The sequence below is a fragment of the Kordiimonas aquimaris genome, from assembly GCF_025574485.1.
GTDB classification, from domain to species: domain Bacteria; phylum Pseudomonadota; class Alphaproteobacteria; order Sphingomonadales; family Kordiimonadaceae; genus Kordiimonas; species Kordiimonas aquimaris.
The window spans coordinates 13,680-30,124 of the sequence record NZ_JAOBPO010000006.1 but is presented as its reverse complement, the minus strand read 5'-3'; the positions used below and the strand labels follow the sequence as shown (position 1 = coordinate 30,124).

At 45.2% G+C, this 16,445-nt stretch carries 7 protein-coding genes; 1 reads left to right on the top strand and 6 read right to left on the bottom strand.

Features of this window, described 5'->3' with window-relative positions:
* Positions 1 to 213: 213 nt before the first annotated feature.
* From OEU88_RS15890 to OEU88_RS15870, 5 genes are all read right to left on the bottom strand, one after another.
* Positions 214 to 4,542 carry a translocation/assembly module TamB domain-containing protein gene (locus tag OEU88_RS15890; protein ID WP_262696194.1) on the bottom strand — a complete coding sequence of 1,443 codons (4,329 nt, stop codon included), beginning with the start codon at positions 4,540 to 4,542 and terminating at the stop codon, positions 214 to 216.
* Positions 4,543 to 4,556: 14 nt separating this feature from the next.
* A complete protein-coding gene (locus OEU88_RS15885; RefSeq protein ID WP_262696193.1) occupies positions 4,557 to 6,320 on the bottom strand; it encodes an autotransporter assembly complex protein TamA in 1,764 nt (587 codons plus the stop codon).
* Between the two features lie 641 nt (positions 6,321 to 6,961).
* Positions 6,962 to 12,106, bottom strand: coding sequence for an autotransporter domain-containing protein (locus OEU88_RS15880; protein WP_262696192.1), 5,145 nt, complete (start codon positions 12,104 to 12,106; stop codon positions 6,962 to 6,964).
* A 215-nt stretch (positions 12,107 to 12,321) separates the two neighbouring features.
* Positions 12,322 to 13,494: a S8 family serine peptidase gene (locus OEU88_RS15875; protein ID WP_262696191.1), complete on the bottom strand. Its 1,173-nt coding sequence runs from the start codon at positions 13,492 to 13,494 to the stop codon at positions 12,322 to 12,324.
* Between the two features lie 74 nt (positions 13,495 to 13,568).
* A complete protein-coding gene (locus OEU88_RS15870) occupies positions 13,569 to 14,792 on the bottom strand; it encodes a hypothetical protein (protein ID WP_262696190.1) in 1,224 nt (407 codons plus the stop codon).
* A gap of 214 nt (positions 14,793 to 15,006) precedes the next feature.
* Between OEU88_RS15870 and OEU88_RS15865 the strand changes: the two genes are divergently transcribed.
* A complete protein-coding gene (locus OEU88_RS15865; RefSeq protein ID WP_262696189.1) occupies positions 15,007 to 15,624 on the top strand; it encodes a hypothetical protein in 618 nt (205 codons plus the stop codon).
* 5 nt (positions 15,625 to 15,629) lie between these two features.
* Here the strand turns inward: OEU88_RS15865 and OEU88_RS15860 are convergent, their stop codons facing one another.
* Positions 15,630 to 16,166 carry an RNA polymerase sigma factor gene (locus OEU88_RS15860; RefSeq protein WP_262696188.1) on the bottom strand — a complete coding sequence of 179 codons (537 nt, stop codon included), beginning with the start codon at positions 16,164 to 16,166 and terminating at the stop codon, positions 15,630 to 15,632.
* Positions 16,167 to 16,445: the final 279 nt, after the last annotated feature.

Here is a 16,445-nt window from a genome sequence, read left to right as displayed (position 1 = left end):
TTGTTTGACTTTACCTGAAGCTCATAGTTACCCGTTTCTCAAAACACTGAGAAAGCTTGTTCTATTTTCTCTAGCATAGCTCCGTTGCAGGACTCACACCGCGCCATAGGTTTATCAATCATACTTATAGACTGCTAAGCAAAGAAAACTGAGAAACAGCTAAAGTGAAGATCGTAAACTTATACGACAAAAATTACATCTTCACTTTAGTATCTAGTAATTCCAGGACCACCGGATCGCCAGATTGCTGTCATGATCAAGTGTTCTCCGTGTAATCAGAGATAAATTCTTAGTTAGCCCCACCTCAACAGCCGTTGCCGTTTCCTGTGTTGCGGGCGCCGATGTTACCTCAACATAGATATTGTCCGTGAGATATTTCCCGCCTGTTATTGTCGTACCATAATCACGGCCTGCTGATTGGTTGATCGATAACCTATCAACACCCAACGTGCGTCGCACATTACCCAAAACACCCTGCCCACCGCCATTTGTGAATGAATGTATCGTTGATGCAAGCTGAACTCCTTCTATCGGTGATAATGCAGCCACTGATGTACCAAAGAAGACACGAGATAATATCTCATCTTGCGGAAAGCTGGGCACGGAACTGATTTCAAGTGTTGGTTCAGACGCTCTGCCCTGAATTGAAAGTATGGCCGTAAGGTTTGGTAATTGATGTTCCGCGCTGATATTCAGCACCGGATCATCAACATCATCCCCCTGAAACAATAGATCACCCTTGGTTAGGCTAAAACGCTTGCCTGAAAAATCAAACGTTCCCTGCAGTAAGTTTGCTGTCCCTTTAACTATAGGTTCTTCCGAAGAACCTGAAATTTTGAGTTGCGACGACCATTCCGAATCCAATCCGTAACTGCGAATAAACAGCCTGTTGGGAACGGTGAAATTGATATCCAACTGTGTCGGAGGGAATGCGCGAGGGTAATCATTGTTAACAATGTCACTTTCGCCAGTTTGTCCATTTATTTCGCGTACATCAAGTTCTACGATTGAAGGCTGGCTTTGCAAAACTGACCCTATGTTGGCGCTCTCCACAACAACATCACCCATTAAACTCGTATCAGCTCCCTGCTTAACATAATTGAGGGTAGACGAAGCCTTAATCGCTATCTCTGGTTGGCGCACTAAATTCACTTCCTTAAGAGATAAAGAGGCATCTGCGTCTAGTAAGAAATTTTCAAGTATCAAAACAGAACCACTTGCTTCGATTTGGCCTGCACCTCCATCAGTAGCGGTTAATTGATCTATGGTCAGGCGCCGGTCGGCAATTGTCGCTCCCAGTTGAATATTTTCAGCGACAAAACCTGTCTGCGTATTATCGTAACTCCCACCGTTTAAATTAACGTCTCCGTCAATGTCCGGGCTTCCCAGTGTCCCACTCAAGTTAAGTTTTGCCGTTATCACACCATCCAGATCATGATTTATCATTTCAAACATTGGCCAAATAGCACCAATGTTGCCTTGCCAATTTATTTCGCCGTTTATGGCTTCGTCTTGAGGTAAAACATATTCCAGTGAGTTAACTTTCATTCTTAAAGGTATTGCAGCAGAAAAACTGGAACGTAAAGTATCAGCCAAGATAATCTTGCCATCTATTGTGGTTATTCCATCGGATAATTTGCCATCTAATGCAATCAATAGATTTTCATCCAGAGCAACAGCACCACCGCTCGCTTGAACTTCAGACAAAGTAAGATCAATCACACCTTCTGAGCGTCCTTGCTCCGTTGTTAGCGCCACACTTCCATCTAGCACACCTAATACAGGCAAACTTGGGAACATGGTATAGAACGATCCAAGGTCAGCATTTTTTGCCTTAACCTGCAAGTGAGCTTGCTCGCTGGATAAAGTAATATCTCCAAGGATTTCGCCATTCCCCAGCGTTATTGAAAATGGTTCAATCTCTAGCGCATCAGCCGAAAACCTTGACAAGATAGGCTGCGAGGTACGAACAACCGTGTCACCCAATGTGCCATCTAAAGACAAGCTGACGCGTTTATCATCGGGTTTTAATGAAATGTCGCCAAATAGAGTGATATCATAGGCGTTTAATTTCGTCTTCTGGATCTGGGTCGTGTAGTTTATTGCATCCTTTGTGCCATTCAACGCTATGGCCGCATGATCTATTTGTATGTCTGGGTGGAATACGTCTGTTAACAAAATATTGCCTTCAATGCTTGAGAGAGTATCATCAAGCAACAATTTTGCAGAAACTATACCAGACTCAACACTTGCAAAATCAGAGACCTTTAGCGGCACCACAAAGTCTTTAAGCGCGGCGGAGACTTCCACTTGTTGTTTTTCGTTAATATTAGCTAATGTAATATCGCTGGTTACATGACCAAATGGCAACTTGCTTGAAGCAACCTGATTGCTTGTCACTACGTTTATTGCACCGATAAACGGTTGCCCAATTGGCTTCTCCAATTTTCCTGTAACACTATAGTGACCGAGTAAAACATCAAGTTTCGGAATGATAAACCTGTTCCGTGCATCACTTGTCATCACGGCCGTAGCAATCAGCTCTCCTGCACTCGTATCACTGCGAATTGTTACTGTACCATCAGGCGTTGCCAATATATTAGAAGCCTCCAGCTGTAGCTTAAGGTTTTGCAACCTTATTGCCTGCAGTGTCAGCTCACTCAATTCAGTTTCCACCTTAACCGTGGGCGACTTCACTGGACCTGAAAGGTTACCTGCAATATTAACGCCTCCGGCCAAGCTCATGCCGTCCAGTTCGTTGATCTTTTCCAACTCAATCAAGTCCAGTTCAAACGCAGAACTTTGTATTTCCTGATCGGATGATATGTCAGCTGTTGCCTGCAATAGCAAAGAAGAACCTTTAACTGACAAGCTAGACAGCGACACAGAGCCATCATTTTTCAACTGTGTTTTTAGATTGGCTGTCGGTTTAGCTCCTATGAAAGCATTTAAACTGGGATCCTCGAACGTTAATTCATCGGCATCGGCCGAAGCCACTACTTCAAGCAAACTATTCTGACTATCTTTTTGAAATTCTGCCAACATTCTTACACGGCCTGTAGCCATAGGTAACACAGTGCTAATATCCTTAAGCGATACATCCAAAGACGCCTGAAGAGGATACAGTTCACCCGCCACTTCCCCTTTACTGCTAAAGTCAATAAGCGCATTCGTTAATGATAGTTGATGGATAGCCACACCAAAATCCTGGCTGTCAATCGTAGCTCCAACTGACCAGTCAAGCCCTCCGGCAACAACATCCTGATCCCAAGAAAGGTTGTCTCCGCTAATGTTGGATATGATCCCTTTTGTATCTAAATCTATTGCTCCATGCGTAAAATCAGCCAAAAACTCTCCGCCCAAGTCTGCATTTAACTGGCCTTCTTCATACGAGAAGGAGAGTGTCGCAAAATCACCTGAAAGGCTTACGTTTTCATTCACACGCTCAAGCTTACCTTGCAGTGTGAATGGGCGAATATGAACTGGTTTTAAAAAGCGGTTAAAAGGCTCTGCATCTATGATTTTGAGCGAATATCCAAGAGATCGTGTCTTCGTTATATTGTCTGGCGCTACATAACCTGTGACATCCAAGGTTATCGTTTCTGCCTGAAGCGCAACCGATACATACCGCTCTTCTGCTTTCTCAGCGGGCTTAACATCAATGGCCAATGTTGCAGTACGGCCAAACAATGCAGCACCTGTGTCTGGAATAAAGTTCCCGCCATTTAAATTTGCTCGAAGAGTTAATGTTGGACCTGCCGTTTCAAGTGTGGCGTTAGCAATCTCCGTTGTGTCAACGCGAGCTAACAGCACCCCTTTCCAGCTATCTAGCGCACCTTCCCCGTCTAAGTTTGCAACAACATCATATTCGGGGCTAATCCCTATTATTGGCCCAAACACACCGCCCTTTGGGCCCTCCATTGTCATATCTAGGAACAATGTATTTGCCGGCTTATCTATTGCTATATCAACAGTTATTTGATCCTGATACTTGCCGTCGCTGACCAATTCTGCCTTGAGTTTTACGGTGTCATACTCTTTCGAGTAATGTAATGCGCCTTTACTTTGAAAGACGGCTTGCTTGCCCAAAATACTGGTGTTCGTTTCAATACGGCTTACATTGAAACGGTCAATGCTTACATCAACTGGCAAAACAGGCAGTGTAAATGAAGTTGGCGTGCGCTTCGTTGTTGTTGCTTGGGTTGTTGGGAAGCGCTTCAAGTGCGCCTTCTGCACAGCCATGTCCGATATATTGATATGCTTGGTTAACAATGCATAAAAAGACCATTCAACTTCGGCATTTTCAATATCAAGCCACACACCTTTTTCATCATACAAAGAAATGCTGGAAATATTGAAACCGGAGTATAGTGAGCCTTCAATGGCACCAAGCGTGACCCCACTGTCTTCATTTACAGAATAAGAATTTACCAAACTGACAAGATTTCTCTTACCCGCACCTGTATCGAGATATAAAAGACCGCTAATTAACCCAAAGATAACGATACTTACAAGAATGGCCAATATACGCCCATATTTCAAAGCACTACTCCGCATCAAAACGCTTGCCCCAAACTGATATATATCTGAAAACGACCTTCATCTGGCTGTCGGTCTAACGGCATCGCTAGATCAAATCGTATGGGACCAAAGTTTGTATGATAACGTGCGCCAATACCAACACCCCATCTGAAATTGGAAAATTGAGGAAGCTGATCGCGGTATGCATTACCCCCTTCGATAAAGGGCACAATACCAATATCACGATTAACTTTTAAACGTGCCTCAGCAGCAAACTCAACAACAGATCGGCCTCCAGTAGGATCATCTTCAGCATCTAACGGGCCTACTCTTTGGAATGAAAAACCGCGAATGGAACCACCACCGCCAGCAAAAAAGCGATGCGTTGCCGGTAGAGCCTCACTTGAAACACCCACAATTGAGCCAACACGAGCTCTAAGGGCCAAAACAATATTTTTGCTCTCGTGAAATGAAAAATAAGCACTGGACCGAAACTCACTCTTCAGGAAACTAAAGTTGTTACTGGTTAGGTTGGACGCAGGGCTTGTAATCAATGAAGCCCTTAGGCCTTGTGTTGGGTTAAGAAGATCATCTGAACTATCCCAGCGAATACCAAGCGGCAATGAAGCAATAAGGAAATCCCTGTCTCCTTCGGTATCGGTAACATCGCTATATTCAACCACGCCGCCAGCTTGCAGCGCAAAATTGGATGTTATCACTCGATCAATGTTTGCTCGCAGCTCGGCCTCATATGATAAAAAAGCATCAGTATTCTGGCGTCTAAACAGGCTCTCGAATGACAAAGTCTGATTCAATCGAGCAAAATGTGGCAATTCCAATTGACCAGAAAAAGATTGTTCAATTTCAGCACCACGTGCCGTAAGTTTTAACAGGCTGCCTCGGGCAAACATATTTCTGTGTTCCCAAAACACCTCTGTGCTGACACCTTCAGCAGTTGAATAACCTGCTGAAGCCCCTATCGTGCGCGGCGCTGCCTCCGCAACAGTAATAGAGATATCCACATAGTCCTTTTCTCGGGAAACAAGATCAATGGACACCTGTGAAAACAAACTGGTCTGCAATAAACTAGTGCGTAAATTCGTAATAAAGTCTTGCTGGAAATACTCCTTTTCCTGCCAAATTATAAATCGTCTCAGATAAGATTTCTTGACGGCATCCGACCCTTTAAAGAACACACGGCCCATCCGCCGCCGAGTTCCTGGCTCTACAATAAAAGTAATATTCAACTGCTTGGTTTGATGGTCGACAACAAGGTCATGTTTTACCTTTTGCGCAAAAGGAAATCCAAGCCCAGAAAGGCTATCACTTAAACGAGATTCGGCTGCAATAAAGTCTGTAGCAATAGCTGGAGAACCATATGTCAGGTCAATATGCTTCTCAAACTCTACAATAATATCAGTTGCCGGGGTCGAACCTTGAAACTCAAACTCTATATGTCCAAACACATACCGACTGCCAGGCAATACAATTAACTCAACCCTAAGCCGATTGTCAGAGCTCGCAATGCGTGTCGTTACTTTTGCAGCATAATAACCGTTTGACCTTAGGACGCGGCGCATCAAGTCAGCATCCGATTTGACGTGTGCACGAAAGTTTGAAGTTGATCTAAATTTCTGAGACTTTGCCGCCCTTAATAAAGAAGCGTCATTAAAAGTGCTACGTACTTTCGCGAAATCACTACCTTCAATGCCAGATACAACGATCTCATGAGAGATACTGTTTGATGCTGAAAGTGAACGTATTGGCTCAACTATAGCAAGCCCGAATAATAGGGCCATTATAGCTGTAAGCCTATATACGCAGTCACTTTTGAAATAGAGTCCAACCTGTCTCAACATAGTTCAAACAGATGCCTAAATGTATTCACTACTTTACCCGACTTCAAAAAATTGACACCTAAAGCACTCATATAGCCCACTATACTTTCCGCATAGTCTGTTCTTTTTATGACATGCCTGGCCCGCACTGTAGAATGATTATTTAATGCCATTACTAACAGTGTTTTTCTTCGCTGCTTTTTGTCGACTTGCAAAGTAAGGAAACATGATCAAAGTAACAAGTAAAGCGAGCCCCGCTCCATAGACTATTTCAATGCGAATTGATGCCTCTGATGTGAGCCAATGTTTTAACCTTCAGATGCAAAGCTTACCTACAGCTTTAAATGCAAAAAGGCCCCATTTGAGGCCTTTTTATCATATTGGTTACAGAAACATACTCTGAAGCACTATTTTAGACGGCTGTTCAATTACTAATCCAGCATGTTTTGCCTGAAAGCTTAAACCATTAAGAACGATCCCGTTGGTCTCCGAATAGCCGCAGCGCCTACTTTTATTGAATAAGCAACTGTCTGTTATCTTTATCTTCAGGGAAAAGAAAGGCAAGAAGGGTCGGCGACAACATACCACCGACCCCATGCGCTTTAGAACTTGAAGCGAAGACGTGCGCTACCACCGTGGCTTGAATAGCCAGAACGAAACTCACCGTCATATCCAACATTGAACGATACAGTTTCACTTTCGAACAGGCCGAGAGCAGCATCTACTTCAAAGCTACTACGGCTCGGGTCAACACCTTCAAGAGTGAAGGCATTTGCACCAGCGAAGCTTGCATTGATGAGGTTTTGGTCGCCTATGAAGTCATAGTAGTAAGCTACAGACACTTCAGGTCTAAACTGTAAGCCAGTTTTGCCTGATGGTGCAGCCAACTTAACGCCAACACCTGCCTCAAACAGATCAATACCACTTGCATCAACATTCAGGTTCAAGCCACCAAGCTCACTAAAGTCTTCCTGGCTTAGCGTTGCATACTCAAGGCTTGCAAACGGCGTCACCTCAAACGTATCCAGTTGGCGTGTATGGCCCGCTTTCAACGTTGCTGCGAACTGATTAACGTCATACTCACCGGCAATTGTATTTCCGAGTAAGCCACCACGTTCTGCCTCAGCATTGTTGAAAGAATATGACGCAGCGCCGTTGATGAAAGCAGCACCTTGCTCGTATGAGAAATACGCTGACAAAGAGTAACCATCTACTGACGTATTCTCACGTGCACCGCCTGCCTCATCAATATCAAGGTCTGTGTATGAGAAAGCAACACCAGCGCGCGTTGCATCACCAATTAACGTGTCCGCACCAAGCACAAAGCCATAAGCCGTAGCATCATAACCTGTCAGCGTTGCTGACCCTTCACCGTCACGGTCAGCACTGCGAACAAATAGCTGTCCCCAAACACCTTTTGCATCAGGAGCAGATGGAGATACGCGATCTTCAATCAGAGACAGAACCTCGTTTTGAGTTTCGTACACTTCACGCAGCACACCGTTATTAAGTGACGGTAATAGAGCTGCTGCAGCATCTTCAAACTGTGCATTGCTTGTGAAAGCATCCACAGCATTTGCGTTAGCTGCAAATGCTGCATTTCCGCCTGCTGCCAGGGCTGATGCAAATGCATTACCGAATGCATTGATGTTTGCGTCAGAAGAAACAGCACCAAGATTAGCAACTGTCGGCGTAACAGAAAGGCCAGACGCTGTTGAAACCAAATCAAAGTCTACAAGGAAACTGTTATCAGTTAATGAAGCACCAGCATCTGTCAGTGTACCTGTCGTGGAAATCAGGCTTTGGTTTTGGCCAAAATTAATTGCCGTTACATCACCTGTACCGAGTGTAATAGCAGTGTTCGCCGCCAGTGACACGTCACCAGTAACGGCAAGTCCACCACCAAGGCCGAAATTGATATTGTTGGCAATAGCAACATCACTCACAATCGTACGAGCCGCGTCAACGACAAAGCCTGACGTCGATGTAATATTCACTAGATTTGAACCGGCACCCAGATCAACGTTACCATTCAATGCGCCACCAGTGATATTCAGCATATCGTCACCAGAACCAGTCAAAACATCACCGTTCAGACTACCTGCCGTCTGGTTAATAACGACATTACCAAATGATGTACGTGTATCAATCGCAGCGGTTGCACCTGAAATATCACCAGAGTTTGTAATTGAACCTGTAAATGTAATGTTTTCAAGCAAGATACCCGCAGATGTTTCTGAACCAATTGAACCAGAGTTATCAATGGTCAAGTCAACGCCAGGGCGCATCATGTTTGGCGGGTAAAACGCCCGAATACCAGCAGCAGCCCCAGATGCCAGCGCATCACCGCGGCCCTGAATTGTGCCACTGTTTGTAATTGTATGCGTGCGTGTACCTGCAAGTGCCTGAATAGATACACCTGAGCCATTATTGCCTGCACCAGCATCAATTGTGCCTGAGTTATTCAGCGTTACATTGTTGGCAGTGCCGTCAAAATATACAGTACCGTTACGCTGATTGCCTGTACCAAGAATTGAGCCTGTGTTGTTTACCGTAAGGCCAACACCGTCAATATTCAGTGCGCGGCTGTCAGATGAGATTGTACCAGCATTGTTAACAACACCGCCCGTATGATCTGCACCACCAGCAGGAACTGGGTTGCCGAAGTAAAGGCCGTTGTTCACACCAGAGATAACACCGCTCGCTTCGTTGTTTAGCGTACCTTGGAAGGACACCCCGTTTACGAAACGGATACCGCCAGTTGTACCAGCAGTAGCTTCAGACGTGATATTACCTGAGTTGGTGATTGTACCTGTGAACAGACCGGTTGTTGATCCGTCCAATGCACCCGCAACACGTGTGCGTTCAAAGCGAAGGCCATCACCTGCTGTTGCAGCACCGGCACTTGCCTGACCGCGACCAGTGATGTCGCCAGAGTTAGTGATTGTGAAGTCATTACCTTCTGCTGAAAGCTCAACAGAGAAACCAGCGCCTTCATTACTTGCACCAGCGTCAATTGTACCATTGTTGTTCAGTGTGAAGTCTTGCGCTGTGCTGTCCGCATACACAGTACCATTGCGCTGATTACCAGCACCTACGATATTACCAGAGTTGTTCACAACTAGACCGATACCATCGATGTTCAGTGCACGGCTTGCAGATGTAATGGTACCAGCGTTGTTTACAACACCGCCAGTGTGATCAGCGCCTTCGCCGCTCACTGGGTTGCCGAAATACAGACCATTGTTTGTGCCGTAAATTACGCCACCAGCTTCGTTAGTGAGCGTACCTTGGAAGCCAATGCCGTTTACAAAACGAATACCAGCTGTTGTGCCAGCAGTTGCCTCTGAGCGGATCGCACCAGAGTTGGTGATTTCGCCAGTAACAGTGCCGATATTACCAACGTTACCAACGCGGACACCGTCACCAGCACCGCCTGCAGCAGCAGATGCCTGACCACGACCTTGGATTGTGCCAGAGTTGATTAGCGTGAAGTTGTTGCCAGCAGCAGACACTTCAGCACCAAAACCAGAACCTTCATTACCTTCGCCAGCATCAACGAGACCAGCATTATTGAATGTAAAGCCTTGTGCTGTACCATCAGCGTAAACAGTTCCGTTACGCTGATTACCCGCACCTACGATACGTCCAGTTTCGAGGTTGTTCACAACTAGACCAGTGCCATCAATGTTGAGAGCGCGGCTTGCAGAAGTGATTGTGCCAGCATTGTTCACAACACCGCCTGTGTGGTCTGCGCCGCCCGCAGGCGTTGCGTTACCGAAATACAGACCATTGTTTGTGCCGTAGATTACACCATCAGCTTCGTTTGTCAGTGTACCTTGGAAGGATACACCGTTTACAAAGCGGATACCGCCTGTTGTTCCAGCAGTTGCTTCAGAACGGATTTGGCCAGAGTTAACAATGGCACCTGTGAACAGGCCAGTTGTTGTACCGTCTAGCGCGCCTGCAACACGTGTGCGTTCAAAACGAAGACCGTCACCTGCTGTTGCTGCGCCAGCGCTTGCCTGACCGCGACCTGTGATATCACCGCTGTTAGTAATTGTGAAATCATTACCTTCAGCTGAAAGTTCAACAGAAAAGCCTGCGCCTTCATTGCTAGCACCAGCGTCAATTGTGCCGCTGTTGTTCAGTGTGAAGTCTTGGGCTGTGCTATCAGCATAAACTGTACCATTACGCTGGTTGCCTTGCCCAAGTATTGAGCCAGTGTTGTTGATAACAAGACCAACACCATCAATGTTTAGTGCACGGCTACCAGATGAAATTGTGCCAGCATTGTTGACAACACCGCCTGTGTGGTCACCGCCGCCAGCAGGCGTTGGATTACCGAAGTACAGACCATTTTGAATGCCTGAAATAACGCCGCCAGTTTCATTAGTGAGTGTGCCCTGAAAAGACACACCGTTAACAACGCGAATACCGCCTGCAGTACCGTTAGCGGCTTCTGATGTAATGTTACCTGAGTTGGTGATTGTACCAGTGAACAGGCCAGTTGTTGATCCATCCAGCGCACCAGCAACACGTGTACGTTCAAGTCTGATACCATCACCGGCTGTTGCCAGACCTGCTGCTGCATTGCCGCGGCCAATAAGATCACCTGAGTTGATAATACTAAAGTCGTTGCCTTCTGCTGAAAGCTCAACAGAGAAACCAGCACCTTCATTGCCAGTACCAGCATCAATTGTGCCGCTGTTGTTCAGCGTAAAGTCTTGGGCTGTACTATCAGCATAAACTGTACCGTTACGCTGATTACCTGTACCAAGTATTGCACCTGTGTTGTTAACCGTGAGGCCAACACCGTCAATGTTCAGTGCACGACTGTCAGATGAGATAGTACCTGCGTTATCAACAACGCCGTCTGCATGATCAGCATCACCGAAATACAAGCCATTATTTACGCCTGAGATAACGCCAGTTTCTGTATTAGTCAGTGTACCAGAAAAATTAATCCGATTGCTAAAACGAACGCCAGAAACAACACTCGCAGCACCTTCAGAAGTGATTGTTCCAGAGTTAGTTATGTCGCCAGCAAAGTCATAAACTGGAGCAAGGCCTGGGCCGAAGAAACGTAAGCCGTCACCCGCTGTGCCGCCTGTTGTCGACTGACCACGACCCTGAATAGTACCTTCATTGGTAATTGAGCCTGCGATTGGATTACCGCCACCGCCAATTTCCAGCGCAATACCAGCACCGTCATTGCCTGCACCTGCGTCAATTACAGATGCTGCACCAATGTTATTAATGCTGAAGTTGTTTGCGGTACGATTTGCGTACACTGTGCCGTTACGTTGGCTGCCAATGCCCAAGATTGTACCACTGTTGTTAACTGTGACATCGTCACCGTCAATGTTAACGACACGAGATTCTGCCTCAAGCACTCCCGTTGCAGCATTGTTCAAAACGCTGCCTGCAGTATCTGCATTAAACTGTACTGTTTGCGTAACGCCGCGCGTGCGCAAAGTACCTGCGTTGTTGACAACTACATTGTTAGTTGCCCCAACGATGACCGGAGCACCGGTTACTTCGCTTGTTACACCAGACGATACAGTGATAGTTTCACCGTCCGCTTGAGATGTCACTGTCGCGTTGTCGCCGTTATCAACGGTTGCCTGCGCATGTGCAGCGCTAATAAAACCTGGAGCACTCAAAAGTGTTAGTATTGATACTGAAGTCCTAAGCATTGAAAGCCTGTTAGACTTCGTTCGTCCGTTCTCTATAGCCTGTGTCATATCGATCTCTTCCTTAGTCACAAAATGTCAAACCTCAGAAGAGCGATAACGAGCTTTAAAACCATCAACTCATGGCATAACCCTTCTGATATGTGGCTCAGTCGGATCAGCATCAAAGATGGTTCAATTATTTTTATAAAAGATTAGAAATTTAGGCTTAAAAAAGCAAAAAGGCTTGGAAAAAGCCTTTTATACCAACTCAAATTTATCTGTTTTCAGCTTTTAACTGTACATTGCTCGTGAACGCGTACAAGGCCAGCACCAAATACAGGATCACGCCCAGATGCGCCCAGGTCGGTTGCCCTGCTCGCCATACGGGACCGAACGGAATCAACAGCATCAAGTGTAGCAAGCTTACTATCGCTTGCGATAAGCGCTGTTACAAACGGTGCAGAAACAGATGTACCACTAAGATACCGGGGCGACTGGCCATCATCGACAAAGACATCTACGCCCGGAGCAGAAAAATCAACATGATGACCCCGGCCTGCTGCAGCAAAAACCGCGTGGGCGCTATCGATCGCAGTTACCGCGATCACATCTTCAAATGCCGCTGGATACCGTGGAAGCGCATTTGGCCCGTCATTGCCAACAGCAGCAACAATAATCATACCTTGAGCAGCAGCACCTTTAACAACTCGGTCGAGCGCTGCATTGTATGGCCCTGCCAAACTTATGTTAACCAGCATTACGTTTGAGGAAAGCAACCAATCAACAGCCTCAATAACTTCGGATACCCCAGCACTGGAATTATTTTTTGAACCAGCACCAATAACTGACGCACTATAAAGATGCGCGTCCTTTAAACGACCCGGCCCAACAAGCAGGTCAGCGATTGCCGTACCATGCGCAGATACCAATGGTTTGCTATTGGTAAAGTCACGCGTCGTTATCATTGCAGAGCGTAGTCGTTCCGTTTTTTGATCCACAAGGCCATCAATCATACCAATGTTTACTTTGGCGCTGCAGCCATGCTCAGGCCAGTTGATCATCGTGCTTGCATATTGGCGCGGCGAAGGCATGTTTTCCTCTGCCTGAATTGTGTAGTGATGGTCCAATTCTGCTGTTGCGCTTGGTTCCATGGTTTTCATGTCATTGATAGCAATGGTGCCATTGACCCCTATGGGACGCTCGAAATCAAGCATGATAAGATTAAGCGACGACAGACCAGTTTTGCTATTTAATTGATACCCACGCCGGGCAGCATTTATCATCAACCGATTGGCTGCCTGGTTCGAGCTCACCAAAACAATGACATTAGTATCGTCTGTTACATTCTGATTTACAGCAAGTAACTCAGAACTACTGGAAGCAATAGGCAATTGCTGCGAGCATCCCGTAATTGTCAAAAGTGTAATCAATCCTGCACATATAGATTGTAGTTGCATAACTTATGGCCTTGTTAACGCGTTACTTTCCAATCAGTCGTCTTGTTATCTTGTTTGGTTCAAACTTAATTTTATTAAAAATGACGCTGAAGACTTAGAAAAAACCTCGTGGTGTCCGTCGCAAAAGTACTTGCACGATATGATGCAACACCGACTGACAACACATTACCACGGTATGTGCCTTCAATAGTGACATCTGTTTCATTACCGTAATTTGCACCACCACGCTCAGCTGAAAACCAATGATGGCTTATTTTTGCAGAAACTCGTTCAAAAGCAGCAATTGTACCAGCTTTCCATGCAAAATTAGCCTCAATATCTACGACACCATTAATGGGCGTGATGAGAAAAACATTTGCAAAACCCTGAAACTTTCGAAGCGAGGCAAGAGGTGTTTGAAACGATTGCTCACCTCCACCGCCTAAAACCTCCGTACTGAAACCAAACCTTGTTTCACCCTTGTATAACAATATTTTTGCCAGCCAATACTTAGCGTCATAATTTAACGGGCTATCAGCATAATCACGCTGCCGTGCATACGCACCTTCCCAGTCTACCCCGTAATTTTCTCTATGTAAGCGCCCGTCCAACCGCACACCTGTAGTTTGCGAAGAAGCGCGATTGTTAGCATTAACATCAGGCCCAGATTCAAGATCTAACGCATAATGAAAGCCACCTAAACGGCCTAAAGGTGTTTCAATATTACCGGTAAGAAAATAGGAATTACCTGCAAATCGGCCATTTATATTGTCACCACCAAGCGGTCGGTATACTTTATTGAAGTAACCTGCCTGAAACGTTGCCTGACTACCAAACCGTTTTGAAAAATGCACAGCATCAAAAGTTTGCGTGTTTTGGCGGAAAGGTGTTGCACCAAGAATACGTTGATCATCTATCGCTAGAATTTGCCGGCCCACAGTTAAAAACGACTGTTCATCAAGCGAGTATTGCAACTGCAACCTGTTTAATTCCAGTGTATTGGGATCAGGTATCAGTAAACGGTTAGGATTGTTTCCTGTGCCGTCGTTAAACTTATCGACAATCGCAACAACCGCTTCACCCTCAACTAAAAACGTGAGACGTGGCGTTATAGTTTTTTCTGCAGCTAAACGAACCGACTGGGTGAGTCCTGTTGCCCTTCTCGATAAAAAATCATTATCTCCGATTTGAAGTCGAGTGATTGCACGACCAAAAATACTGAAATCACTAGGTGTGTCCGATGCCAATACATCGCCGCCATTCCACAACATATGTGAAAGCACTAGATTAATAAGATATAGACACCGTTTAAAAAACAAGGGTAACCCCTTACCAAAGCAAGTGCGACAACAGCTCATCACACAACACCCCCAACCAATGCTGAGTGTCTATTTTAATATTCCAATCAGGAAAAGGCTGAGCGCTGTAAAAATAAATGAACTTATTGTGATGCTGATACGACAGAGAAAGTATCTGCACATTGTTTTGACAACAATGTTCGCGTAATAAGTAAATTGGACTGAGGAGTTACGAGTGTCTGAATTGTTTGAAAACATGACCGAAGACGAGAAAAGTGCTGCGCTGCTAGACTATGTAAAAGGCCGCGTTAGCGATGATCTTCGACGCAATATAGATACTGTTGCACAGTCAGACATGAACGTTGCTGAAGAAATTGCATATTATAATGGGCTTGCAAGTGCTGTACAAAAGCCTGCTGAATCAGCGCCTTTTGATGAATTGGGCTGGTCTCGCCTTGTTCGTGATCTCGACCAGGAAAAGCAAACAGATACTGCACCCATTGCAGCCAATGACAATAATCGTATATGGCGTTTTGCAACAGCTGCTCTTGCTTTTATTGCACTAGGACAAGCCACATTTTTCACTATTCAGGATACAGGTCAGAACGAACAAGCTACATATGAAACCGTATCAGAAACTTCGGAGGGTTTTAGCCTTCAAGTTACATTCACACCCAATGTCACCGAAAGTGAAATACGTACTCTCTTTCTGAAAACTGGTGCAAATATTACGCGCGGACCAAGTGCACTTGGCATTTACGAAGTAACTTTTAAAGATGAAGCTGGCCGAGTGTCAGCAACAAAAATCTTTAAAGAAAAACCTGAAATAGTCTTAAGCGTTTACAAAAAGTAAACCTCTTACTGGCCCAGACAGCGCATTAGCAGTTTTTTTGCATGCATCATCCGCGTCTTGATAGTGCCAAGCGGTCGTTTTTCTATTTCAGCAATTTCTGGATACGTTAGGTCTTCATAAAAAGCCAAATGAATAACTGCTTTATGCAAAGCACTAAGTTTTTCGATACACGCACGAACTTTGTCAGCACTTTGAAACCGCTCGGCAATACTTTGCGGATCAGGTGCGTCATCCGATATATTTGGGTCAATCTCTTGTACTATGGAACGTGATGCTTTGCGGTTGCGATCAATGGACTTATTGCGCGCAATACTGAATATCCAGGTTTTTGGAGATGAACGTCCCTGAAATTTCTCAGCGGACCGCCAGACTTCAAGCATGGTCTCATGCAAGATATCCGATGCTTCAAATGGGTCACTAAGCCAGTTCTTAACAAATGCCGTTATGCTCTCTGCGTATCGTCCATAAAGCGTGTGCAAAGCATCACGGTCATGTGCGGCAACTCTCGTTAATAAAACGCTGTCAGAAGATAGATCCTTCAAGCCAAAACCCTTTGTGCGTATGGAAAACAAACACTCGTTAAAGAAAGCATGTTCTCTCACAACTGTTAGAGAACATGCTCCTCACTTGTAAATACAAATAACGGTGAACACACCTGACATCGAATGATTTAATTAAACAGGAATAGCTGTTTCAAACTTCTTGCAGGGCTAAGCTATATAGATTCCATAACCGCAAAAGTTGGAGCTAGACATGGACACCTATTTGCTACAATTCTAATAACACTCAATACTCAGACCATAGACAATAAAAGTACAATC